This window comes from Nocardioides pinisoli (assembly GCF_024199985.1).
Lineage (GTDB): Bacteria > Actinomycetota > Actinomycetes > Propionibacteriales > Nocardioidaceae > Nocardioides > Nocardioides pinisoli.
In genome coordinates, this window is sequence record NZ_JANARS010000001.1 from 342,083 (window position 1) to 365,723 (window position 23,641).

The 23,641-nt window shown below is 73.6% G+C and carries 23 protein-coding genes; 11 read left to right on the forward strand and 12 right to left on the reverse strand.

Annotated features, from left to right (window positions below; genetic code table 11):
- Window positions 1-5: 5 nt before the first annotated feature.
- The gene (locus tag NCI01_RS01675; RefSeq protein WP_254179728.1) at window positions 6-1,121 is read left to right on the forward strand and encodes an ArsO family NAD(P)H-dependent flavin-containing monooxygenase; all 1,116 of its coding nucleotides are present in this window, start codon (window positions 6-8) and stop codon (window positions 1,119-1,121) included.
- Between the two features lie 30 nt (window positions 1,122-1,151).
- Here NCI01_RS01675 and NCI01_RS01680 read toward each other — a convergent pair whose 3' ends face one another.
- Window positions 1,152-1,826, reverse strand: a complete 675-nt coding sequence (locus NCI01_RS01680) for a PAS and ANTAR domain-containing protein (protein WP_254179729.1) — start codon at window positions 1,824-1,826, stop codon at window positions 1,152-1,154.
- A gap of 244 nt (window positions 1,827-2,070) precedes the next feature.
- Here NCI01_RS01680 and NCI01_RS22515 point away from each other — a divergent pair, with 244 nt between their 5' ends.
- The 4 genes from NCI01_RS22515 to NCI01_RS01700 all read left to right on the forward strand — a co-directional run bounded on the left by NCI01_RS22515 (window position 2,071) and on the right by NCI01_RS01700 (window position 7,040).
- Window positions 2,071-3,453, forward strand: coding sequence for a wax ester/triacylglycerol synthase domain-containing protein (locus NCI01_RS22515; protein ID WP_254179730.1), 1,383 nt, complete (start codon window positions 2,071-2,073; stop codon window positions 3,451-3,453).
- Between the two features lie 87 nt (window positions 3,454-3,540).
- Window positions 3,541-5,562, forward strand: coding sequence for a sensor histidine kinase (locus NCI01_RS22520; protein WP_254179731.1), 2,022 nt, complete (start codon window positions 3,541-3,543; stop codon window positions 5,560-5,562).
- Window positions 5,559-6,248: a response regulator gene (locus NCI01_RS01695; RefSeq protein ID WP_254179732.1), complete on the forward strand. Its 690-nt coding sequence runs from the start codon at window positions 5,559-5,561 to the stop codon at window positions 6,246-6,248. Before NCI01_RS22520 ends, NCI01_RS01695 begins: the two co-directional genes overlap by 4 nt.
- A 78-nt stretch (window positions 6,249-6,326) precedes the next feature.
- The gene (locus tag NCI01_RS01700) at window positions 6,327-7,040 is read left to right on the forward strand and encodes a hypothetical protein (RefSeq protein ID WP_254179733.1); all 714 of its coding nucleotides are present in this window, start codon (window positions 6,327-6,329) and stop codon (window positions 7,038-7,040) included.
- A 98-nt stretch (window positions 7,041-7,138) separates the two neighbouring features.
- Here the strand turns inward: NCI01_RS01700 and NCI01_RS01705 are convergent, their stop codons facing one another.
- Together NCI01_RS01705 and NCI01_RS01710 are read right to left on the reverse strand one after the other, a co-directional pair.
- On the reverse strand, window positions 7,139-7,543 hold the full coding sequence (locus NCI01_RS01705; RefSeq protein WP_254179734.1) for a hypothetical protein: 405 nt from the start codon (window positions 7,541-7,543) through the stop codon (window positions 7,139-7,141).
- Window positions 7,540-7,899 carry a hypothetical protein gene (locus tag NCI01_RS01710; RefSeq protein WP_254179735.1) on the reverse strand — a complete coding sequence of 120 codons (360 nt, stop codon included), beginning with the start codon at window positions 7,897-7,899 and terminating at the stop codon, window positions 7,540-7,542. Before NCI01_RS01710 ends, NCI01_RS01705 begins: the two co-directional genes overlap by 4 nt.
- Window positions 7,900-8,012: 113 nt before the next feature.
- Here NCI01_RS01710 and NCI01_RS01715 point away from each other — a divergent pair, with 113 nt between their 5' ends.
- The gene (locus NCI01_RS01715; protein WP_254179736.1) at window positions 8,013-8,612 is read left to right on the forward strand and encodes a DUF4956 domain-containing protein; all 600 of its coding nucleotides are present in this window, start codon (window positions 8,013-8,015) and stop codon (window positions 8,610-8,612) included.
- Window positions 8,609-9,535, forward strand: a complete 927-nt coding sequence (locus tag NCI01_RS01720; protein ID WP_254179737.1) for a polyphosphate polymerase domain-containing protein — start codon at window positions 8,609-8,611, stop codon at window positions 9,533-9,535. Before NCI01_RS01715 ends, NCI01_RS01720 begins: the two co-directional genes overlap by 4 nt.
- Here NCI01_RS01720 and NCI01_RS01725 read toward each other — a convergent pair.
- Entirely contained in the window at window positions 9,527-10,246 is a 720-nt protein-coding gene (locus NCI01_RS01725; RefSeq protein WP_254179738.1) for an EcsC family protein, read from the reverse strand. The genes NCI01_RS01720 and NCI01_RS01725 overlap by 9 nt on opposite strands.
- A 102-nt stretch (window positions 10,247-10,348) precedes the next feature.
- Between NCI01_RS01725 and NCI01_RS01730 the strand changes: the two genes are divergently transcribed.
- Genes NCI01_RS01730 through NCI01_RS01740 form a run of 3 tightly spaced genes read left to right on the forward strand, consistent with a single transcriptional unit; the run spans window position 10,349 to window position 14,129 of the window.
- Complete coding sequence (locus tag NCI01_RS01730; protein WP_254179739.1) at window positions 10,349-11,761, forward strand: alpha/beta hydrolase; 1,413 nt, start codon at window positions 10,349-10,351, stop codon at window positions 11,759-11,761.
- 50 nt (window positions 11,762-11,811) lie between these two features.
- Window positions 11,812-13,446 (forward strand): sensor histidine kinase, encoded by a 1,635-nt coding sequence (locus NCI01_RS01735; protein ID WP_254179740.1) that lies wholly within the window; start codon window positions 11,812-11,814, stop codon window positions 13,444-13,446.
- Window positions 13,443-14,129, forward strand: coding sequence for a response regulator (locus tag NCI01_RS01740; protein ID WP_254179741.1), 687 nt, complete (start codon window positions 13,443-13,445; stop codon window positions 14,127-14,129). Before NCI01_RS01735 ends, NCI01_RS01740 begins: the two co-directional genes overlap by 4 nt.
- Before the next feature lie 183 nt (window positions 14,130-14,312).
- Here NCI01_RS01740 and NCI01_RS01745 read toward each other — a convergent pair whose 3' ends face one another.
- The 7 genes from NCI01_RS01745 to NCI01_RS01775 all read right to left on the reverse strand — a co-directional run bounded on the left by NCI01_RS01745 (window position 14,313) and on the right by NCI01_RS01775 (window position 21,903).
- Window positions 14,313-15,812, reverse strand: coding sequence for a tripartite tricarboxylate transporter permease (locus NCI01_RS01745; RefSeq protein ID WP_254179742.1), 1,500 nt, complete (start codon window positions 15,810-15,812; stop codon window positions 14,313-14,315).
- Window position 15,813: 1 nt separating this feature from the next.
- Complete coding sequence (locus NCI01_RS01750) at window positions 15,814-16,323, reverse strand: tripartite tricarboxylate transporter TctB family protein (RefSeq protein WP_254179743.1); 510 nt, start codon at window positions 16,321-16,323, stop codon at window positions 15,814-15,816.
- Window positions 16,320-17,312, reverse strand: a complete 993-nt coding sequence (locus NCI01_RS01755) for a tripartite tricarboxylate transporter substrate-binding protein (RefSeq protein WP_254179744.1) — start codon at window positions 17,310-17,312, stop codon at window positions 16,320-16,322. Before NCI01_RS01755 ends, NCI01_RS01750 begins: the two co-directional genes overlap by 4 nt.
- Window positions 17,313-18,073: 761 nt before the next feature.
- Complete coding sequence (locus NCI01_RS01760; protein ID WP_254179745.1) at window positions 18,074-20,299, reverse strand: heavy metal translocating P-type ATPase; 2,226 nt, start codon at window positions 20,297-20,299, stop codon at window positions 18,074-18,076.
- Complete coding sequence (locus tag NCI01_RS01765) at window positions 20,289-21,272, reverse strand: DUF8832 domain-containing protein (RefSeq protein WP_254179746.1); 984 nt, start codon at window positions 21,270-21,272, stop codon at window positions 20,289-20,291. The genes NCI01_RS01760 and NCI01_RS01765 overlap by 11 nt, the downstream gene beginning before the upstream one ends.
- 72 nt (window positions 21,273-21,344) lie before the next feature.
- Complete coding sequence (locus NCI01_RS01770) at window positions 21,345-21,551, reverse strand: cation transporter (protein WP_254179747.1); 207 nt, start codon at window positions 21,549-21,551, stop codon at window positions 21,345-21,347.
- Between the two features lie 49 nt (window positions 21,552-21,600).
- Window positions 21,601-21,903: a metal-sensitive transcriptional regulator gene (locus NCI01_RS01775; protein WP_056603504.1), complete on the reverse strand. Its 303-nt coding sequence runs from the start codon at window positions 21,901-21,903 to the stop codon at window positions 21,601-21,603.
- Between the two features lie 187 nt (window positions 21,904-22,090).
- Between NCI01_RS01775 and NCI01_RS01780 the strand changes: the two genes are divergently transcribed.
- A complete protein-coding gene (locus tag NCI01_RS01780) occupies window positions 22,091-22,717 on the forward strand; it encodes a helix-turn-helix transcriptional regulator (protein WP_254179748.1) in 627 nt (208 codons plus the stop codon).
- An 18-nt stretch (window positions 22,718-22,735) separates the two neighbouring features.
- Here the strand turns inward: NCI01_RS01780 and NCI01_RS01785 are convergent, their stop codons facing one another.
- Window positions 22,736-23,560, reverse strand: a complete 825-nt coding sequence (locus NCI01_RS01785) for a glycerophosphodiester phosphodiesterase family protein (RefSeq protein WP_254179749.1) — start codon at window positions 23,558-23,560, stop codon at window positions 22,736-22,738.
- Window positions 23,561-23,641: the final 81 nt, after the last annotated feature.

Below are 23,641 nucleotides of genomic sequence, written 5' to 3' on the forward strand. Positions count from 1 at the left end.
GCGGTGTGGCGGGCAACGGAGGGCAGTCAGCCATCCAGGCGGACGAGGTCGACGTCGTGGTCGTCGGCGGCGGCCAGTCAGGTCTTGCGACCGCGTTCTACCTGCGGCGCGCCGGACTCGTGCCTGGCCGCGACCTGGTGATCGTCGACGCAGCAGACCGGCCGGGCGGCGCATGGCCGCGGACGTGGGACGGGCTGCGGCTGTTCTCGCCTGCCGGCTACTCCTCGCTCCCGGGCTGGGTGATGCCGCCGTGGGACGACGCGACCCGAGGCTTCCCGCCGCGGGACCACGTCGTGGACTACCTGACGCGCTACGAGGACCGCTATGACCTGAAGGTGCTGCGGCCGCATCGAGTCGACTCCGTACGTCGCGCCGACGGCGACCCCGGTGGCCGACTGCTCGTCACCGCCGAGGGGCTCGCGCTGGCGGCTCGTGCGGTCGTGTCCGCGACGGGCACCTGGGACAGGCCGTTCTGGCCGACCTACCCCGGCATGCGCACGTTCCAGGGGCGACAGCTCCACGCCTCCGACTACCGGGTGCCGGGTGAGCTCGCCGGACAGCGGGTCGTCGTCGTGGGTGGTGGGAACTCCGCGGCGCAGATCCTGGCGGAGGTCTCCACGGTCGCGGAGACGACGTGGGTCACGCCCCGACCGCCCCGCTTCCTGCCCGACGACGTGGACGGCCGGGTCCTGTTCGCCACCGCCCGGGCCCGCATCCAGGCGCTCGAGCAGGGGCGGGAGCACGCCGGCGTGGCCGGCCTGGGTGACATCGTGATGGTCGCCAGCGTCAAGGACGCCCGCGAGCGCGGCGTCCTGCACGCGCAGCCAATGTTCAGCAGGCTCACCACCGACGGGGTTGCCTGGGCCGACGGGACCGAGCTCGAGTGCGACGCGGTCATCTGGTGCACCGGCTTCCGTCCCGCGCTGCGCCACCTGCGTCCGTTGGGGCTGCGGACCCGGGGCGGCCACATCCCCGTCGGCGGTGCCTCCGGCACCCAGGCGCTCGAGGAGCCGCGGCTGCACCTCGTCGGCTACGGGGACTGGACCGGCCCGGCGTCCGCGACCCTGGCCGGCGTCGGCCCCTCCGCCCGTGCCGCGGCGGCGGAGATCACCGGGCGGTAGCGCGGGGGCCGGCACCTCACCCGAGCGCGTTCAGCCGTTGGACGCGTCGACCCCGGAGTCCTCGGGACGGTCCTGGTCGAGGTGCTCCAGCACGGTGTGGGCCGAGGGAGGGCGGGGCTTCCCGGGCGTGCGGTCAGCGGCCGCGGCCGCCACCAGCGTCTTCGCGATGTCGCGCACCTTGCGGTTGGTGTCGACCGAGAACGCCCGGAGCAGCGCCCAGGCGGTGTCCGCGTCCACGCTGTAGAGCTGTACCAGGACGCCCTTCGCCTGCTCGATGACGGCCCGGTGGTCCACGAAGTCCACCACGGCCGTGTCGAGCTCGGTGTCCACCGCCTCCCGACGCAGGTCGGTGATGTCGATGAGGTGCCCGCTCACCACCGGGGTCCCGTCGCGGTCCTCCAGGTGGCCCGCGGCGATGACGACCCGCACCTGCTTGGTCGCGGTCACGATGCGGTGCATGAAGGAGAACGGCTCACCCCGGTCCACGACCGCGTCGCGGTAGTCCCACGCCGCCTCCACGTCGTCCGGGTGGGTGTGTCGCAGGGCCAGCTCCGTGGTGGGGACCACCTCGCCGGGCTCGAAGCCGTGGATGCGGAACATGGCGTCCGACCACCACCACTCGTCGGTGACGGGTCGGTACTCGTACCTCCCGACCAACGCAGCGTGCGACGCGTGGAACGCACCGCCGCTCCTCTGCCGGCTCATGCCGACCATCGTGCCCGGCCGCGCCGGGGTCGGCAACAGCCTCCTGCCAGGCCTCGCCGACCGCAGCGACCCCGGCCGCTACGGGGGACGAGCGACCGGGGTCTGACGGAAACGGTAGCCGCCCGGGACACGGATCGGCGCGGTCGTGAGGCGGTTCACTCGAGCGGCCCCCGGGAACAAGGTCCCCGCCGGCTCGGCCCTTCTCCTCTACGCCGAGGCGCGCCGCCCCGGGCAACCTGATCGAGTGAGCATCCGGCTCCACGTCCGCGAGGGACCGCACCACCCGGCCCCTCGGCACGTCGCGTACGACGTCGAGCGCGCCAGCACCGCGGACCGGGCCTTCCTCGCCATGCAGGGCGGTGGCCGCGCGGAGCAGATCGGCGTGGCGCTCGTGCTCGATCCGGGTCCGGACGGTCCCGACGTCGCGACCGTGACGCGCCTCGTCGCCGAGAGGCTGCCGGCGGTCCCGCGGCTGAGGCAGCGCCTGGTGTCCACGCCGTGGGGCTGCGGCGGTCCGATCTGGGTGGACGACGCGCAATTCGACGTCGCCCGGCACGTGCGTCACGTGACGTGCCCGGTGTCGGGGGACGAGCAGGCCTTCCTCGACACCGTCGTGTCCCTGGTCGCCGCGCCCCTGCCGGTGGACGCGCCGCTGTGGTCGGCCGCGGTCGTCACGGGCCGTGCCGACGGGGCGACGAGCCTGGTGGTCGTGCTCCACCACGTCCTCGCCGACGGGGTCGGCGGCCTGGCCGTGCTCGCGGCCCTCGTCGACCCCGGCGGGCACGCCCCCGCGCAGCCGTTCCCGCGGGCCCGGCCGAGGGCCCGCGAGCTCGCCCTCGACGCCTGGCGCACGCGCCTGCGGTCCCTGGGCCGATGGTCGGAGTGGGTCGGTCAGGTACGGCGATCCTTCGCCGCTGCCGGCGGCGTGGTCCCTCCGCGCGCAGCACCGTGCTCGCTGCTCCGGCCGACCGGACCGCGGCGCGCGATCGGGGTGGTGGCGGTCGACGGCGACGCCCTGCGGGTCGCCGCCCACCAGTTCGGAGCCACCGGCAACGACGCCGTGCTCGCCGCCGTGGCGGGTGCGCTGCAAGGGGTCCTGCGGGCGAGGGGCGAGGCGGTCGACGCGCTGGTGATGGCGGTCCCGGTCTCCGGCCGCGGCAGCGACGACGGTGCGTCGCTCGGCAACATGGTCAGCCCGATGCTGGTCAGGGTCCCGACCGCCGGCGACGCCCGCAGCCGCCTGCTCGCGGTCTCCAGAGAGGTGCGACGGCACCGCTCCGACGCGAGCGGTCCACCTCCGATCGCCCTGCTCGGCGGGCTGTTCCGGCCGCTCGCCGCGCTGGGCGGCTTCCGCTGGTACATGCGTCACCAGCAGCGGCTGCACACCCTGGTGAGCCACGTGCGCGGTCCGGAGGAGGCGGTCCACCTCGCCGGACGCCGGGTCCGTGCCGCGGTCCCGGTCGCCCTGTCCGAGAGCGGCAACATCACGGCTTACTTCGAGGTGCTCTCCTACGCCGGGACGGTGACCGTCACCGCCATCGTCGACCCCGACCGCTTCCCCGACCTCGACGGGCTCCTCGCCGGTCTGCGCGACGAGCTGGACGCGATCACCGGGCTGGAGCCGTAGGTCGTCCCGCACGCGGCCGGCGGCGACGTCGGAGGAGGGTTCCGCATCCCCGGTGCCCGGGCGCCGCGACGAGTAGCATCAGCCGCCGTGTCAGTGTCCGTCGCCGCGGCCCCACCGGCCCTCGTCGGGCGCCGGTGGCTTGTGGGCGCGGGCGTGTGGGCGCTGGCGTGGGCCTTCGCGGGCGCCGGCCTCGTCATCGCCGTGGTGTGGAGACCCTTCGACAACGCGATCCCCTACGACATCCACCGTGAGTTCTTCCTCCCCGACGTCGTCGTGGCAGTGGTCTACGCACCGGTCGCCGCCCTGGTGCTGACCAGGTCGCGCCATCCGCTGGGCTGGCTGCTCGCCGCGACCGCCATCGGGTTCGGGGTCACCGCGTTCGGGCTGTCGTACGCGCTGCTCGCCGCGGACCACCCCGACCTGCCGATGCTCGGGACCGTGGTCAACCTCGTCACCTGGGCCTGGTCGGTCGGCGCGTTCGCGATGGTGCTGGTGATGCCGTGGCTGTTGTCGGTGGACTCGCCGACGGGCTGGCGTCGCCGGGCCGCATGGGCAGGGGCGGCGGTGACGCTCACGGTGTGTCTCCCCCTGGCCTTCCTGCAGATACCCGGAGCGCCGGAGAACCCGCTGGCACCGTCGCCCGACCGGCTCCCCGCGCTCGAGCGGGCGCTCGACGTCGCGGTGCTGCCGCTGGGTGTCGCCTACGCGCTGGTGGGCGCCGGCTACCTGCTGCGTCGCAGTGTGTCGGCACGTCCGGAGGAGCGCCGCTGCCTCGGCTGGGTCATCGGCAGCCTGGTGCTGGTCACCGCGTCCTACGCCGCCTTCGACCTCGGCCTGCGCATCGGTGACCCGGTGCTGCCCCTGGCCGCGGCGGCCCTCTTCGCCGGTCTGGGGATGCTGCCGGCGGCGCTCCTCGTGCTGATCACCAGGCAGCGGCTGTGGGGGCTTGACGTCGCGGTCTCGCGCGCCACCCTGTGGGGTCTGCTGACCGCGCTGCTGGTGGGTGCCTACCTGGCGCTCGTCTGGGCGTTCGGCCAGCTGCTGCCGTGGGGCGAGCGCACGTCCGGGCTCGTCGCCGCCGCGGTCCTGGCCCTGGCCGTGCAGCCGCTGCGCAGCTGGATGCAGGTGCGGGTGGACCACCTCGTCTACGGGACCGACGCCGGCACGCTGCTCGCGAGGTTCGGCGACTCCTCCCGCACCGAAGGACTCGCGGGCCTGGTCCGCGAGCTCCGCGACGACCTGCGTCTCGGCTACGTCGAGGTGCGCTCCGGTGCGGACCTGCCTCCGGTCGGGGCGACCGCGGGGACCGCAGGGGGGCGGCCGACGGTGCGCCTGCCGCTGCGCAGCCACGGTCGTGCGGTCGGTGAGCTGGTGGTCGGGGCCCGGGCGGGCGAGAGCCTCGACCCGAGGACCCGCACCGTGCTCGAGCGGGTGAGCGGCATGGTCGCCTTCGCGCTGGACCTGGCCCAGGCCAACCAGCTCCTGTCCGTCGAGCGCGACCGGGTCGTCGAGGTGCGCCACGAGGAGCGGCGGCTGCTCCGCCGCGAGCTGCACGACAGCCTGGGCCCGGCGCTGGCCGGCATCGGGCTGGGTCTCGCGGCGATCGAGAAGCACGGGCAGGCGCTGCCCGAGCGGGACCTCGACCTGCTGCGGCAGCTCCGCGGGGAGGTGAACCGCCGCGCCGACGACGTACGCACGATGGCGCACGCCCTGCTGCCCCCCGCGCTCGACGAGGGCCGCCTGAGCGACGCACTCGCGGCGCTCGCCGCTCGCTTCAGCGATGCGGACTTCGAGGTCGTGGTCGACGCGCCCGGTGCCGACCGGATCGACTCCCGGCGACAGGTCGCGGTCTACCACGTCGTCGGCGAGGCCGTCCTCAACGCCTTCCGGCACGCAGCCGCGACGACCTGCACGGTGCGGGTGGAGGTCGACGACGACGACGCCGTCCAGATCGCGGTCCACGACGACGGCACCGGCCTGGCCGACGAGGCGACGCCCGGGATCGGGCTCAGCTCGATGCGGGAGCGGGCCGACGAGGCCGGTGGCTCGCTCCGCCTGGACACCGGGGAGACCGGGCGCGGCACCCTGGTCCGGGTGAGCCTGCCGTGAGCGCCGTCGAGGGCACGTCGCCCGGGACGGTCCGGGTCGTGGTGGTCGACGACCACCCGGTCTTCCGGATCGGCATGGTGGCGCTGCTCGAGGCCCTGGACGCCGTCGAGGTCGTGGGCCAGGCGGCGTCCCAGGACGAGGCCGTGGCCGTGGTGGCCCGCGCACGCCCGGACGTCGTGGTGATGGACCTCGACCTGGGCGCCGGGTCCGGGATCGAGGCGACCCGCGCCATCGTCCGCGCGCAGCCCTCGGTCGGGGTGCTGGTGATGACCATGCTGGGTGACGACGACTCCCTGTTCGCCTCCGTGCGGGCAGGAGCACGGGGCTACCTGCTGAAGGGCGCGTCCCCCGAGCAGGTGGAGCGCGCGGTCCGCGCCGTGGCCGACGGTGAGATGCTCCTGGGGACCGCGGTCGCGCAACGCGCGGCGACCTACCTCAGCGGAGCGCGCACCTCGGGCGCATCGGTGTTCCCCGAGCTCACGGGCCGCGAGCGCGAGGTCCTCGACCTGGTGGCCCGAGGCCACGACAACGCGACCATCGCCCGACGGCTCGTGCTCAGCGACAAGACCGTGCGCAACTACCTCTACGGGATCCTGACCAAGCTCGGCGTGGCGGACCGCAGCCAGCTCATCGTGCTCGCGCGCGAAGCGGGCCTCGGCGACCCGGACGCGGTGCCCAGGACGTAGGGACATCCACCTCTGGGATCCAGGCCGTCGGGCCTTCCAGGCTGTCGGTCGATGTCCGACGACCCGAGAGGCACCAGCATGCACACCACCCCGACACCAGCCCGGACCGAGGAGAGCGGCACGGCCGCCGGAGGGGGCCGGTTCGCCCTCTGGCCGCTCTGGGCCGCGGCGGCGGGCGTCCTCGGCATGGTCTCCACCGTCGTCACCGACACCCGGGTCGATGCGGACGAGGACTTCGACTTCCCGGTCGCGGCCGAGGACCTGGCGACCATGGACTACGACCTGTTCCGGGTCGGGGGCTTCACCGGCTACCTCACGGTGATCTGCCTGGTGGTCTTCCTTGCCCTCTGGCGGCACCGGGTCGAGCAGCGGTTCAGCTGGTCCGTCGGCGCCAGCGTGGTCACCTTCGGCGTCGGCGTGTCCGCCGCGGCGCTCACGCTGGCCTACGGCTGGAAGGGTGCCCTGGGCAACTACGGCCACGGTCGTCCCGAGGCCGGCACCTACGACGACGCTGGGCTCTACACCTACTACGTGATGAACGACTTCAGTCCCTACCTCAGCTGGCTCGGCGTGCTCATCGCCAGCGGTGGGCTGGCCTGGATGGCGTTCCGCGAGGGCCTGGTGTCCAAGGTGCTCGGTGCCCTGTGCGTGCTGCTCTCGGGCGGGACGATGCTCGCGGTCGGCATCACCGGCGTGCCGGGGCTCCCGGTCGTCGCGGCCCTCGGGATGGCGATCGCCGGGGTGTGGCTGGCGTTCGGTCGCAGCGCCATCACCCAGCCCGACGCCCCCTGAGCCGCGGCGTCATGCCTTCACCGAGACCGGTGGGTGCCCACGGGGGTGGCACCCACCGGCACGACGAGGCCGACGTGCGGGTGGCCCGGGCTCGCGTGTCAGTCCCGCGCCCGCGTGCGCCAGAGCCAGGCGATGCCGACGAACGGGAGCACCAGCGGCAGCCACCCGTAGCCGGCGCCGTAGTCCGACCACACGGTGGCGTCCGGGAACAGCTCGGGGTCGAGCACGGTGAGCGTGCCGACCGTCAGCACGCCGACGAGCTCGAAGCCGACCGCGGCCCACGCCAGCCGGCGCGGCGACGGCCCGACCTCGGCGAGGCCGAGGGTGGCGGCGACGTACACGAGCGCGGCGACGGCGGAGAGGACGTACGCCAGGGGTGCCTCGCCGGCCTTCGTGGCCAGCTGCACGAGGGAGCGGGCGGTCGCCGCGAGGGCGAAGACGCCGTAGACCGCGACGAGGGCGCGGCCGAGGCCCGAGGAGGTCGAGGTGGCGGTGCGGGTCACGACGGCCACACCTGCATGACGCGTACGACGACGAAGGCCTGCGCCAGGCCCGCGACCATCAGCACGGCCGTGGCGCCGCGGCTGCGCTCGGCCAGCGACCAGACGAAGCCGATCGGCAGCAGCACGAGGCCGGCGACCAGGTAGCCGAAGAGCGTGACCAGCGCGCCGCCGGACAGGTCGACGTCACCGACCTGGACCGCGGCGACGACGAGCAGGACGAGCGTCGCGGCCTCGATGACGGCGGCGAAGCCGAGCAGTCCCCAGTCGGGCGTGCGGTCGAGCACGACGTAGACGAGCACCACCGCCGCGAAGAGCAGCGAGGCGACGAGCAGCGCGAGGGGCAGGGGTCCGTCCACGAGGGTCGATTGTCGCAGGGGCGACCTCACAGGCCGGCCACAGGATCGCGGAAGCCGGCCGACAGGTGGCCCCGACAACCTCGGGGCTCCTGCCCCCTGGACGAAGGAGCCCGATGAACCCCACCTACCTGCTCGCCGCCGTCGACGTCGTCGCCGTGCTGGTGCTCGCCCTGGCCGTCTACTACCCGCGCCACCGCCGCGCCGACCTCGTCACCGCGTTCGTCGCGGTCAACGTCGGCGTGCTCGCCGTGACCATCGTGCTGGCCGGCAGCGCCGCTACGGTCGGGCTCGGCCTGGGGCTCTTCGGCGTCCTGTCGATCATCCGGCTCCGCTCCGACGAGCTCGGCCAGCACGAGATCGCCTACTACTTCGCCGCGCTGGCCATCGGCCTGCTCGGCGGTCTCGGCACCGGCGACGTGACGCTGTCGATCGCGCTGATGGTCGGCCTGGTCGTCGTGCTGGCCCTCGCCGACAGCAGGCTGCTGCACGCCACCGGCCTGCGGCAGGTCGTGGTGCTGGACCGGGCCGTGACCGACGAGCGCGAGCTGGTCACGCGCCTCGAGCTGCTCCTCGACGCCAGGGTCGACCGGGTCACCCCGATCCGCGTCGACCTCGTCGACGACACCACGACGGTCGAGGTGCACTACGCCCCGGCGCCGCGCCCGGCCGTGTCGCGGGCCGAGCGCCACGACGTACCGGCTGTCACGCGGTGAGCGCGCTCGACCGCCTGCCCGCGATCTCGCTCGCGGAGCTCAACGACCGCGCGGAGCTGCTGACCAGGACCGACCGGAAGTACGTGATCGCCGCCGCCGAGCTCGACGCCCTGGTCACCGGCCTCCATCCCGCCGGCACGGCCGGCCTGCGGGTGCTCGAGATCGACGGCCGCCGCGGCTCACGCTATGAGTCGACCTACCTCGACACGGCCGGGCTCGACAGCTGGGCCGGCGCGGCCCACCGCCGACGCCGCCGCTGGAAGGTCCGCACCCGGCACTACGCCGACACCGGCGAGCGCTGGCTCGAGGTCAAGACGCGCGGCCCGCGCGGCACGACCGTGAAGGAGCGGTTGCCCCACGACGGTCGCGAGGTGGCCGGGCCCGCGGCCGCCTGGGTGCGCGACCGGCTCGGCGCCGCGGGGGTCCACGACGTCGACCCGTCGGGCCTCGTCGCGACGCTGCACACCAGCTATCGGCGTACGACGCTGCTCCTCCCCGGCGACGCCGGGCGCGCCACCGTCGACCGCGACCTGCGCTGGGTGTCGGGCCACGGCGCCGTCGGGGTCGGCGACGTCCTCGTCGTGGAGACCAAGTCGGGCACGCCCCACCCCGGCCCGCTCGACCGGCGCCTGTGGGAGCTCGGCCACCGCCCGGTCCGGATCTCCAAGTACGCCACCGGGCTGGCGCTGCTGACCCCCGACCTCCAGGCCAACCGCTGGCACCGCGTCAGGTCCCGTCACCTCGCCGATCACCTCACCCTCCGTGAAGGAGCCCCCTCATCCGGACCACCATCGGCGGCTGAGCACCCCGGCGTGGTGGCGTACGGGCTGCTTTGCACCCGAGTCTCGTGCTTTGCACCCGGGATCTGTACCTGTAAGTGGGGCGGTCACCGGATATCCGGTGACCGCCCTCTCTCAGGCTGACGCCGCCGCCACGACCGGGAACTCCTTCATCGCGTGGTCGGCGATCTTCTTCATCATGAAGCCGTCGATCCCGCCGCCGACGAGCCCGCCGGCGAGGGGGACGCCGCGGCCGAACTGGGCGAGCGCCTTCTCCGTGACGCCGCGCATGAGCCGGAAGCCGACGGCCTTGTTGACCATCATCAGCGCCGCGGGCGGCAGGCCCTTGAGGGCGTACGCCGTCGCACGGCCGCCGGCGGTCGACATGCCGGCCTTCTTGAGGACCTCGTCGGACTCCGAGCCGGCCAGCGTCAGCAGGATCGCGCTGCGCACCTGCGGGTCGTCGATGTCGTAGCCGCGCAGCATCGCGACGGCGCCGACCATGCGGACCGCCTGGAGGTAGAACTCCGCGACGTTGACCGGCAGCGCGACCGGCATCGTGATGAAGCCGCCCAGGCCGGTGACGAAGCCACCGACGCCGCCGGTGAACGTGCTGCGGCGGGCCAGCGCGGCAATTGCCTTCTCGCGGTCGCCGCCGGCCTTGCGCAGCGCCTCGTCGGCCACCTCGCGCACCGGGTCGAGCGGGCCGCGCCCGTCGAGGCCGACGTCGAGCAGCATCGTGACCAGCCGGTCCACCGCCCCCGGGTCGGGCTGCGGGTCGTCGACCGCGTCGAGCGCCGACTTCGTGGTGCGTGCCTCGGCTCGACCGGGGATGAGGAGGTCCTTGAGTGCCATGCGGCAAACACTACGAACACAACGGTGAGACCGACGTCACACGCTCCTAGCGTCAGGCCCGGACGCACTCGGTCGTCCGTCCCCCCACCCCGGAGGCTCGTCATGCCCCATCGCACCGTCCTCGCCCGCGCCGCCACCGCGGCCGGCTCGGCCCTGCTCGCCGGAGCCCTGCTCGCCCCCGTCCCCGCCTCGTCCGCCACCGGCCCGACGTCGTCGGCGTGCCCGGCCGGGGTCGCCGACGTCGCCGACTGCTGGACCGGCCAGGACGACAACGGCGCCTACTACGCCATCGCCGTCCCGCACGACTGGAACGGCGACCTCGTCGTCCACGCCCACGGCGGCCCCGACCTCGGCGACGCGTCCGACCCGACCCGCAGCGTCGAGGACCTCGACCGCTGGGCGGTGATGGCGCGCGAGGGCTACGCCTGGGTCGGCTCGGCCTACCGCCGCGGCGGCTACGGCACCCGGATGGCCGTCGCCGACAGCGAGAGCGCCCGGCAGGTGTTCGAGGAGGCCTTCGGCGTCCCCGGCACGACGCTCGCCCACGGGCAGTCGTGGGGCGGCGACGTCGCCGCCAAGCTCGTCGAGGTGCACCCGACGTCGTACGACGGCGTGCTGCTGACCAACGGCGTGCTGGCCGGCGCCTCGCGCGGCTACGACTACCGGGTGGACCTGCGCGTGGTCTACCAGTACTACTGCGGCAACCACCCGCGGCCGACCGAGCCGCAGTACCCCCTCTGGATGGGGCTGCGGGAGGACTCGACGATGACGTCCGCCGGCCTGCGCTCGCGGCTCCAGGAGTGCACCGGCCACCAGTCCGCACCGGCCGACCGCACCGCCCTGCAGCAGCGCAACCTCGACGACATCCTCGCCGTCACGAAGGTGCCCGAGCGGACCCTCGAGTCGCACCTGCGCTTCGCCACCTTCACCTTCCGCGACATCGTGCACAACCGGCTGGAGGGGCGGAACCCGTTCAGCAACGTCGGGGTGCGCTACTCCGGCAGCCACGACGACAAGGCGCTCAACCAGGGTGTCGAGCGGTTCGCCGCCGACCCGTCCGCCAGGCGCGACCTGACCTGGGACAGCGACCTCACCGGGGCCGTGGACGTCCCCACCGTGACCCTGCACGCCATCGACGACCCGACCGCCTTCGTCGAGCACGAGTCCGCCTACCGGGCGACCCGTGCCGGTGCCGGCACCGACGACCTGCTGGTGCAGGTCTTCAGCCGCGAGGCCGAGCACAGCTCGCTGAGCGACAGCGGCTACGCCGCGGTGCTCGACGCGCTCGACACGTGGGTCGACACCGGCGTGAAGCCCACGCCGGCCGGCGTCGCGTCTTCCTGCACCGGCTTCGACACGACCTACGGCACGGGCTGCTTCGTGGACCCGGCCTACGAGCCGGCGCCGTACGACGACCGCGTCGAGGCGCGCCCCGGCGGGCACCGGTGGCCGACCATGAGCGCCGCGCAGGAGCGGGCCTGGTCGCACCAGCCCGGCATCGGGATCGAGCCGTGAGCGGTGGCTGACCCTGTGAGGGCCGTCACGGACGCACCTACGATGTGCCGGTGCTGACGCGTCCTCGCCACGAGCAGTCCGTGGCGCGCCAGGTGCTGGTCCTGCAGCTCATCGCAGTGCTGGTCCTGGTCGTCACGGCGCTCGCCCTCGCGACCTACGACGCGCGCAACGACATCCGGGCCAGCGCCCGCGACGAGGCGGTGTCGGTCGCGAGGGCGGTGGCGCGCTCGCCGGTGGTCCGCGAGGCGATGGCGACCAGCGACCCGACCGCGCTGCTGCAGCCCTACGCCGAGGCGGTCCGCGTCGACACGGGCGTCGACTTCGTCGTCGTGATGGACCGCGACCGCACCCGCTGGTCGCACCCGAGCCAGGAGCAGCTCGGCAAGGCCTTCATCGGCAACCTCGGCGGGGCACCCGACGGCGAGGTCTACACCGAGGAGTACGTCGGCACGCTGGGGCCGTCGATCCGCGCCATCGTGCCGGTCTTCGGGCAGAGCTCGGTCTCCACCGCCAACGCCGGCTCACCCGTGGTGGCGCTGGTGGCCGTCGGGATCACCCTCACCCAGCTCGACGACCTGCTCGTCGACGAGTTCGCCGACATCGTCGTCGCGGCGCTGGCCGTGCTCGTCGTCGGCATCGCCGGTGCCTGGCTGATCGCGCGGCGGCTGCGACGCCAGACCCACGGCATGGGCGAGCGCGAGATCACCCGGATGTACGAGTACTACAGCGCCGTCCTGCACGCCGTGCGCGAGGGGCTGCTGCTCATCGACCTCGAGGGGCGGGTGCAGCTGGTCAACGACGAGGCCCGCCGGCTGCTCCACCTGCCCGACGACGTCGTCGGTCGCTCCCTCGACGACCTCGGCCTGCCCCCGGCGCTCGTCGAGGCGGCGTCCGGCGAGCGCGGCGCCGACGAGGTCTACGTGACCGGCGACCACGTCCTGGTCGCCAGCTCCAGCGCGGCCTTCTGGGACGGCAGGGAGGTCGGCGCCGTGGTCACCCTGCGCGACCACACCGAGCTGCAGGCGGTGACCGGTGAGCTCGACATCGTCCGGGGCCTCACCGAGTCGCTGCGGGCCCAGACCCACGAGGCGGCCAACCGGCTGCACACCGTGGTCTCCCTCATCGAGATCGGGCGCAGCGAGGAGGCGATCGACTTCGTCACCGACGAGCTGAAGGTCGCGCAGATGCTCACCGACCGTGTGGTGGGCGCGGTGGGTGACCCGGTGGTCGCGGCGCTGCTGCTCGGCAAGTCCTCGGAGGCCGCGGAGCGCGGCATCTCGCTCACCGTCACCGGCGAGCTCCCGGCGTCGTTCGCCGTCGGCTCCCCGCGCGACCTCGTCACCGTCCTCGGCAACCTCGTCGACAACGCGATCGAGGCCGTCGCCGGCAGCGACGACCGCCGGATCGTGGTGCACCTCGAGGGGTCGCCCGAGCACGCCCGGCTGGTCGTCGGCGACAGCGGTCCCGGGCTCACCCCCGAGGAGGCCGCCCACGCGCTCGAGCGGGGCTGGACGACGAAGGTCGACGCGGGCGACGCGCACGGAGTCGGGCTGGCGCTGGTCTCCCAGGTCGCCCGGCGCCTCGGCGGCGGCGTCACGATCGGCCGGTCCGAGCTCGGCGGCGCCGAGATGGTCGTCGTGCTCGGTCGTGTGCCCGAGCCCGCCGGAGTGGAGGTCTCGGCATGAGCGTCCGGGTGCTGGTCGTCGAGGACGAGCCGCTCGTCGCCGAGGCCCACGCGGAGTACACCCGCCGCGTCGCCGGCTTCGACGTCGTCGGCGTCGTCAACTCCGCCGGCGAGGCCGCCCGCGCACTCGGCGACCGCGAGGTCGACCTGGTGCTGCTCGACATGTACCTCCCCGACGGCCACGGCCTCGGCCTCCTCCGCAACCTGCGCGCCGGCGGCACCATGTGCGACGTGATCGCAGTGACCTCCGCGCGCGACGCCGAGATGGTGCGCCGGGCGGTCGCACACGGAGTCGTGCTCTACCTGATCAAGCCGTTCACGTTCCCGATGTTCCGCTCCAAGCTCGAGCAGTACGCCGACTACCGCCGGCAGCTCGGCGACGCGCCCGACGAGGTGATGCAGGACGAGGTGGACCGGATGCTCGGCTCGCTGCGCGTCGCCACCTCCGACGGTGCCCTGCCCAAGGGGCTCACCGCGGAGCGGCTGCACGAGGCGATGGACCACCTGCGCACGCCGCCCGGCGTGCTGTCGGCGCGCGAGCTCGCGGAGAAGCTGGCCAGCTCGCGGGTCACCGCGCGCCGCTACCTCGAGCACCTCGCCGACGTCGGCGTCGTCGCGCGGTCGCTGCGCTACGGGGGCAGCGGCCGGCCCGAGGTGGAGTACCGCTGGCAGCACACCCGCTGACCTGCTGCCGACGGCGTACGCCCTCGAGCGGTGAGTGAGGGGCACTCCCTCCGGCGGGAACCCTCCTCGCGCACCGCCCGCCGGCGCCGCGTACGCCGACACGCACGCGAGCGGTGCGGGAGGGGGATTCCGTCCAGCGGGAACCCCCCTCACGCACCGCTCGGTGGGGCGGGGTGGATCGGCTCAGTCGTCCTCGCCCTGGAAGACGACCTCGCGCTTGCGGCGTACGGACGGGAGCACCGCGATGACGATGATCACCGCCGCCAGCGCCAGCAGCGACGCCGAGATCGGCCGGGTCGCGAAGACCGTCGGGTCGCCGCGGCTGATGATCATCGCCCGGCGCAGGTTCTCCTCCAGCAGCGGCCCGAGCACGAAGCCGAGCAGCAGCGGTGCGGCCTCGCAGCCCCACCGGATCAGGAAGTAGCCGACCACCCCGGCCCCCGCGATCGCGAAGACGTCCCAGGCGTTGAGATTGAGGGAGTAGCAGCCGATCGAGGCGAAGGCGATGATCGCGGGGAACATCACCTCGTAGGGCACCGCCAGCATCTTCACCCAGATGCCGATGAGCGGCAGGTTGAGCATCACCAGCAGCAGGTTGCCCACCCACATCGACGCGATCAGGCCCCAGACCAGCTCGGGCTCGTCGTTGATGACGTTGGGGCCGGGGGTGATGCCCTGGATGATGAAGGCGCCGACGAGCAGCGCCATCACCGGGTGCGCCGGCAGGCCGAGCGACAGCAGCGGGATGAACGACGTCTGCGCCGCCGCGTTGTTGGCCGACTCCGGCGCCGCGACGCCCTCGATGACGCCGGTGCCGAACTTCTTCGGGTCCTTCGACAGGTTCTTCTCGACCGAGTACGACGTGAAGCTGGCCAGGACGTGCCCGCCGCCCGGCAGCACGCCGAGCACCGACCCGAGGGCGGTGCCGCGCAGGACCGGCTTGGTGATGCGGCGGAAGTCGTCTTTCTTCAGCCACAGGCCCTCGACCTTGCGGGTCACGATGGAGGCGGAATGGCGCGACTCGAGGTTGCGGATGATCTCCGCGAGGCCGAAGAGGCCGACCGCGAGCGAGACGAAGTCCAGGCCCTCGTAGAGCTCGCGCACCCCGAAGGTGAAGCGCGGGACGCCGGTGAACTGGTCCTGCCCGATCGTGCCCAGCAGCAGGCCGAGCACGATCATGGCGAGCGCCTTGACCGTCGACCCGCTGGCGAGCGCGATGCTGGCGATCAGGCCGAGGACGACCACGGCGAAGTAGTCCGCCGGGCCGAACTTCAGCGCCAGCTGCGCCAGTGGTGGCGCGAACGCGGCGAGCACGATCGTGCCCACCGTGCCGGCGAAGAACGACCCGAGGGCCGCCGTCGCCAGGGCCGGTCCGGCCCGCCCCTGCCTGGCCATCTGGTGGCCGTCGAGGGCCGTCACCACCGATGACGACTCGCCCGGCAGGTTGAGCAGGATGGCCGTCGTCGAGCCGCCGTACTGCGCGCCGTAGTAGATGCCGGCGAGCATGATCAGCGACGCGACCGCGTCGAACTCGAACGTGATCGGCAGCAGCAGGGCGACCGTCGCGGTCGGCCCGATGCCGGGCAGCACGCCGACCGCGGTGCCGAGGGTGACGCCCAGCAGGCAGATCAGGATGTTGCTCGGCTGGAGCGCGGTCTCGAGGCCGAGGAGGATGCCGTCCACGTCAGCCTCCCAACCACTCGCCGAGCAGCGGCAGCCGCAGCCGGAGCAGGGCCACGAAGACGACCAGGCACAGGGCGGTGATCCCGGCGGAGGTCAGCGCCGCCTTGAGCGGACTGGTGCCGTGCCCGGCCAGCGCGGCGATGAAGGTCGTCACGAACAGGGTCGGGGCGAGGCCGAGGCCGGAGACGAAGAACCCGAAGAACATGACCGCCCCCACCAGCAGGCCGCCACGACGCCACGGGACGGGCTCCCGCTGCACGTCGCGGATCGCGGGGTCGCCCCCGCGGAACGCCATGGCGACGACGAGCAGCCCGAGGACGGCCAGCAGGGCGCCGAGTGCCAGCGGGACGTAGCCCGAGCCCATCCGCAGCGCCGAGCCGACGTCGTACCGCGAGCCGGCGATCGCGAACGCGAGGCCGAGGACGATGAACGCCGCCCCCGCGTAGAGGTCGGGCCGGAACGGCGCCGGGCGGTGCCCGGCGCCGTGCGCGACGCCACTCTCGGTGCTCATCCGCCGGTGACTCCGGACTCCTCGATGATCGGGGTCCAGAGGTCGATCTGCTCCTGCAGCTTGGCCGTGTGGGCGTCGGGGGTGACGTCCTCGGCCGGGGCCGGCGTGGTGCCGAGGTCGGCCATGCTGTCGATGACGTTCTGGTCCTGGAGCGCCACCTCGAGCGCGCCGGTCAGCTTCTCGACGATCTCGTCGGGCGTCTCGGCCGGGACGTAGAGCCCGTGCCACACGCCGACCTCGACGTCGGTCCAGCCCTCGTCGGCCGTCGTCGGCAGGTCGGGCAGCGCCTCGATCGGCTCGGGCGTGGTGACGGCGTACGCCTTGATGTCGCCGGACTGGATCTGGGCGGCGGTGTTGGTGGTCTGGTCGCACATGAAGTCGACCTGGCCGCCGACGAGGTCGGTCAGCGCCGGGCCGGTGCCGTCGTAGGGCACCTCGGTGAGGTCCACCCCGAGCTGCTGCTCGATGAGGAGGCCGCACAGCTGCGAGGCCGCGCCGACGCCGGCGTTGGCGAGGGTGACCGTGTCGGCGTTCTCCTCGACGTAGGTCGCGAGCTCCTCGAGGTTCTCGGGCTCGAAGTCCTTGCGGGCGACGATCGTCATCGGCACGTCGGTGACGAGGCCGACGGTCTTGAAGTCCTCGAGCGGGTCGTAGGCCAGGTCCGGGTAGAGGCCGGGGGCCGTGGACATGCCGATGTGGTGGATCAGGACCTCGTAGCCGTTGCCGTCGGCCTCGGCGACCTGGCCGGCCGCGACGGTGCCGCCGGCGCCCTCCACGTTCTGCACGATGATCTCGGCGCCGAGCTCCTCGGCCATCGGCTCGGCGATCAGACGGGTGACGGTGTCGGTCGGTCCGCCCGCGGCGAACGGCACCACCAGGGTGATGTCGTCCTCGGGGTAGGCGGCCGGGTCCGCGTCGCCGCCGCCGCACGCGGCGAGCGTCAACATCGACAGGCAGGCAAGGGTGGCCAGGGGGATGCGCCGGTGCATGGCAGCTCCTTCATCGGGGGGTGTGTCGCCGGTCACACTCCCCACGCGACGGCCTCGGGTCACCGTTGTGCACCTTGTGTTCACGGGTTGTGTTCACGGCGTCGGCCGCTGCGGGGCGGCCTGGAGCGGCCTCGGGCGCGGCCTCGGGCGGTGGCTGAGCCGCATTCCTGGCCGCGCGAATGCGGCTGGGGCACCGCCCCCGGGCGTGTCGTCGTACGGCGCGCGGGTGGGCGGTGCGTGAGACGCGTTCTGAGCGTCGAAAAGGCGGCTCACACACCGCTCCTCGGCGCGCGGGTGGGCGGTGCGTCAGGCGGGTTCCGGGCGGCCAAAAGCCGCCTCACTCACCGCTGCTGGGGGTGTCGTCGTACGGCGCGCGGGTGGGCGGTGCGTGAGGCGCGTTCTGAGCGACGCAGAGGCGGCTCACACACCGCTCCTCGGCGCGCGGGTGGGCGGTGCGTCAGGCGGGTTCCGGGCGGCCAAAAGCCGCCTCACTCACCGCTGCTGGGGGTGTCGTCGTACGGCGCGCGGGTGGGCGGTGCATGAGGCGCGTTCTGAGCGCCGAAAAGGCGGCTCACACACCGCTCCTCGGCGCGCGGGTGGGCGGTGCGTCAGGCGGGTTCCGGGCGGCCAAAAGCCGCCTCACTCACCGCTCCCGGGCGTGTCGTCGTACGGCGCGCGGGTGGGCGGTGCGTGAGGCGCGTTCTGAGCGCCGAGAACGCGGCTCACACACCGCTCCCCGGCCAGCAAGGGGGGAGCAGAGCTCAGGCGATCGACGAGCGGAACCCGCGGAGCCGGAGGCTGTTGGTCACCACGAAGACGCTGGAGAAGGCCATCGCGGCACCGGCGAGCATCGGGTTGAGGAGGCCGGCGGCGGCGAGGGGGAGCGCCGCGACGTTGTAGGCGAAGGCCCAGAACAGGTTGCCCTTGATCGTGCCGAGGGTGCGGCGGGAGAGCCGGATCGCGTCGACCGCGACGAGCAGGTCGCCGCGCACGAGGGTCAGGTCGCCGGCCTCGATGGCGACGTCGGTGCCCGTGCCCATCGAGAGGCCGAGGTCGGCCTGGGCGAGCGCTGCTGCGTCGTTGACGCCGTCGCCCACCATCGCCACGACCTTGCCGGCGGCCTGGAGGCGCTGCACCTCGGCGACCTTGTCGGCGGGCAGCACGTCGGCCACGACGGTGTCGATGCCGACCTGGGCGGCGACGTGGCGGGCCGCGGCCTCGTTGTCGCCGGTGAGCAGCACCGGGGTGAGGCCGAGCTCGCGCAGCGCGGCGACCGCCTGGGCGGAGGTGGGCTTGACGGTGTCGCCGACCACGATGACGCCGCGCGCCCGGCCGTCCCAGCCGACGGCCACGGCGGTGCGGCCCTCACCCTGGGCGCGCTCGACGGCGGCGACGAGGGACGGGGGCAGGTGCTGGGCCCAGTCGGCGAGCAGGCTGGGGCGGCCGACGACGACGGCGCGTCCCTCGACGACTCCCTGCACGCCGAGGCCCTCGCGGTTGGCGAAGTCCTCGACCGCGGGCAGCGGACCCTCGACGGCGGCGATGGCCCGGCCGATCGGGTGCTCCGAGGCCGACTCGAGGGCGGCGGCGACGCGTCGTACGTCGTCGGCGGACTCGCCCTCGGCGGCCACGACGTCGTGGACGGTCATCTCGCCGGTGGTCACGGTGCCGGTCTTGTCGAGCACGATGGTGTCGACGTGGCGGGTGGACTCGAGGACCTCGGGGCCCTTGATCAGGATGCCGAGCTGGGCGCCGCGTCCGGTGCCGACCATCAGCGCGGTCGGCGTGGCCAGTCCGAGCGCGCACGGGCAGGCGATGATGAGGACGGCGACGGCGGCGGTGAAGGCCGCGGTGGCCCCCTCCCCGGCGCCGAGCCAGAAGCCCAGGGTCGCGACGGACAGGCCGATGACGATCGGCACGAAGATCCCGGACACGCGGTCGGCGAGGCGCTGCACCTCGGCCTTGCCGTTCTGGGCGTCCTCGACCAGCCGCGCCATCTGCGCGAGCTGGGTGTCGGCACCGACGCGGGTGGCGCGCACGACGAGCCGTCCGCCGGCGTTGACGGTGGCGCCCACGACGGCGTCGCCGGGGCGCACCTCCACCGGCACCGACTCGCCGGTGAGCATCGAGGCGTCGACCGCCGAGCTGCCCTCGACGACCTCGCCGTCGGTGGCGACCTTCTCCCCGGGACGTACGACGAACTCGTCGCCCACCGCGAGCTGGTCGACCGGGATCCGGACCTCGGCCCCGTCGCGCAGCACGGCCACGTCGCGCGCGCCGAGCTCCAGCAGCGCCCGCAGCGCCGCGCCCGCGCGCCGCTTGGACCGGTGCTCGAGCCAGCGGCCGGCGAGGATGAACGTCGTCACGCCTGCCGCGGCCTCGAGGTAGATGTTGCCCGCGCCGTCGGTGCGGTCGATCGCGATGCGGAACGGGTGCGTCATCCCGGGCTCGCCGGCGGTGCCGAGGAACAGCGCCCACAGCGACCAGCCGAACGCGGCCAGCACGCCCACCGAGACCAGGGTGTCCATCGTCGTCGCGCCGTGCCGCAGGTTGGTCCAGGCGGCGCGGTGGAAGGGCAGCGCGCCCCACACGACGACGGGGGCGGCCAGCGCGAGCGAGGCCCACTGCCAGTACGTGAACTGCCAGGCCGGGACCATCGCCATCGCGACGACCGGGACGCTGAGCACGGCGCTCACCAGCAGCCGCTGCAGCAGCGGGTCGTGCTCGACGGGATCGCCGGGACCGTCGTCCGCGGACGGCGGCGTCGGGAGCGCGGCGGCGTAGCCCGCTGCCTCGACCGTGCGGAGCAGGTCGTCGGTGGAGACGGTGCCGGGGTAGGAGACCTTCGCCTTCTCGGTCGCGTAGTTGACCGTGGCGGTGACGCCGTCGAGCTTGTTGAGCTTGCGCTCGATGCGGTTGGCGCACGAGGCGCAGGTCATGCCGGTGATCGCGAGCTCGACGTCGCTGGTGAGGGACTCAGTGGCCATGCTCCTCGCCCTCCTCTGAGTGGTCGTCTTCCTGGGCGTCGTCGGCGCCGTCGGCCGCGGGGGCTCCGCTCGCGTCGACGGTGAAGGCCGCCGTGTGCACCGCGCCGCGGTGCTTGAAGTCGAGGAACAGGCGGTACGTCGCCGGCTCGGGGAAGGCCGTCGCGAAGTCGATGCCCGGACCGGCCGGGCCCTCCTCGGGGTGGACGTGCAGGTAGCCGAGGTCGCCGGCGCGCATCGCGACCAGGTGGCCGTAGGCGCCGAGGTAGGGCTCGAGGTCGGTGACCGGCTCGCCGTCGAGCTCGATGCGCGTGGTCAGCACGGTCGACGCCCCCGGTGCGGTGTCGCCCTCCAGGGAGACGGTGTAGGTGCCGGCGTCGGTCTCGACACGCGCGGTCCGGTCGTCGGCGGGGAGGGCCGCGGGGGTGAAGTCGCCGGCCACGGACACGTCGTCCGCGAGCGTGATGCCCTCCCAGCCCTCGGGGGTGAAGTCGGCGACGACGCGCCACACGCCCGGGGTGAGCCGCACGGGCACCGACCACGTGCCGGTCTCGACGTCGAGTCGCGGGTGCACGTGCTGGAAGCCGGTCAGGTCGCGTCGTACGACGATGAGGTGCAGGTCCTTCTCGTGCTCGCGCGTGTAGTCGAGCAGGGGGCGGCCGCTGGACGACAGGACCTGGAAGGACAGCGTGGTGCGACCCGCGGCCGGCGTGCGGTCGGTGAGGGCGAGCGTGAAGCCGTCGGCCCGGGCCGTGAGGCCGGTCGCCTCGGCGACAGCGGAGCCGTGGGCGCCGGCGTCGTCGCCGTCCTCGGCGGAGTGCGCGTCGCCGGCCGCCCCGTCGTGGGCCTCCGCCCCGTCGTGGGCGGCGACCGGCTCGGTGTCGAGGGGACCGACGAGCCGGCCCCCGCCCCACGCCAGCGCGAACGCGGTGGCGAGGGCGGCGACGAAGGCGACGACGCGCAACGGCGTGCTCATGGACGGGTCCTCGGGGTCAGGGGTGGCTGGAAGGACAGGGGTGGGCGGGGTCAGCGGTGGACCGGGGCGGGGCTACGCGAGCGCGTAGCCGGCCTCCTCGACCGCCGCGCGGACGGTCGACTCGTCGAGGGGCGTGGCGCTGGTGACGGTGACGGCTCCGGTCTCGACGACGACGTCGACGCCCTCGACGCCGGTGATCTCGGAGATCTCCTCGGTGACCGAGGCGGCGCAGTGGCCGCAGGTCATCCCGGTGACGGTGTAGGTGGTGGTCTCGCTCATGGGGTGCTCCTCATGGGTCTGGTGGGTGATGCGGGGCGGCGGATCGAGATCAGGATCGGACGAGGCGGGCGATCGCCTCGGACGCCTCCTTGAGCTTGAGCTCCTGCTCCTCGCCGCCCTGGCGGGCGGCGTCGACGAGGCAGTGCGCCATGTGGTCGTCGAGCAGCGAGAGCGCGAGGGCCTGCAGCGCCTTGGTGGCGGCCGACACCTGGGTCAGGATGTCGATGCAGTACTTCTCCTCCTCGACCATCCGTTGGATGCCGCGGACCTGCCCCTCGATCCGGCGCAGGCGCTTGAGGTGGGCCTGGACCGCTTCGTCGTTGCCCTCGAGGTGTCCGTGCTGCTCGCTCATGCTTCCAAGATACCCCTAGGGGGTATCAGTGACAAGACCAGGCCCACCCGAGGGGGTGGAAAATGTCGTGCCGCCCGCACCGATGCGACTGCCCGGCACCGCCCCGGGTTACTGTCCCGGTTGACGGTCGGGGGGTCGTCGAGCGGAGGAGGTTCCATCGCTCCCGGACGACCCTGAGGACCCCCAGATGACCAGCACGGACATCCGTGTCGCGCTGCTCGGCGGCGACGAGCTCGTGAGGCGAGGCCTCGACAGCATGCTCAGGACGCTCGGCGGCTTCGAGCTCGGCACCATCAAGGACCGCTCCCGCCTGCCCGTCGACATCGCGCTGGTCGAGACCTTCGGCACCGCCCGCGGCGACACCACGCTGCAGCGCGCGGTGAGCGACCCCTACATCCGCCGGGTGGCCGTCTACACCTGGAACCACCAGCCGGGGCTCGCCCACGAGCCCCTGGGCGACGGCGTCACCGGCTACCTCGCCAAGAGCCTCAACGCCCAGCAGCTCGGTCGCGCCCTGCGTGCCATCCACCACGGCGAGACGGTCGTCGCGCCGCTGCTGCCGGTGCTCCCGACCAAGGACCTCCGCTCGACCACCCAGGTGGACTTCCTCACCGCCCGCGAGCGCGAGACGCTGGCCCACATCGCGACCGGCAAGAGCAACGACGACATCGCCCGGCAGATGCAGATCTCGCTCAACTCGGTGAAGTCCTACATCCGCAGCGCCTACCGCAAGACCGGCGTGCAGAGCCGCAGCCAGGCAGTGCTCTGGGCCGTCTCGCACGGCCTGGCCGGCGAGGTCCTCGAGCGCGTCTGACGTCCGGGTGAGCCGGTCCTAGCCGGCACCCACCGGCGCGGCCGGCGGGACCACCGGTCGTACGCCGCTCGGGCGCACCCACTGGCCGCGGCTGATCAGCACCTCGCGCAGCACGTCGGGACGGTCGGTGATGATGCCGTCGACGCCCATGTCGAGCAGTGCGCGCATGGTGGTCGGGTCGTCGACCGTCCACACGACCACCCGGATCCCGAGCTCGTGGGCGCGCCGGATCACCCGCTCCGAGTGCACGGGCAGGCGGCCGAGCCGCATCGGCACGTGCGCGAAGCCGCCGCCGGCGACGGGGTCGACCCGCAGCCCGGGAGGACGTACGCCGCCGCGTGAGCACGCGACGAGCGTCGTCAGCGAGCGCCAGCCGAGCGCCGTCGTCACCCCGGGCGCCTCGGCCCGGAGCCGGTCCAGCCAGCGGGACCACGCACCCGCCACCAGGACCCGTCGCGCCCACCCGGGGTTGGCCCGCAGCAGCCGCGCCGTCGCGCCGATCGCGGCCTCGTCCTTGAGGTCGATGGCGAACCTGGCCTCGGGGAACGTCGCCATCGCCTCGGTCAGCGTCGGGACCCGGTCGGTCCCGCCGACGCGCAGCCGGCGCAGCTCCGCGAGGTCGAGGTCGGCGACCCGGCCGGGGTGGCCGGTGACGCGCCGCAGCGTCGGGTCGTGGAAGCACACGACGTGACCGTCACGGGTGGTGCGGACGTCGGTCTCGAGGTGGGTCAGTCCGAGGGAGGTGGCCCGCCCGAAGGCGGCCAGCGTGTTCTCGGGGGCCAGCGCCATGCCGCCGCGGTGCGCGATGGCCAGGGGGCCGGGGTGGTCGCCATAGCTGGTCACGACCTCAGGGTGGGCCGTCGTACCGGCCCTGTCGCCCCCAGGAGCGTCGCGGGACCGAGTGTTCACCGAGCCTTCGCGCCC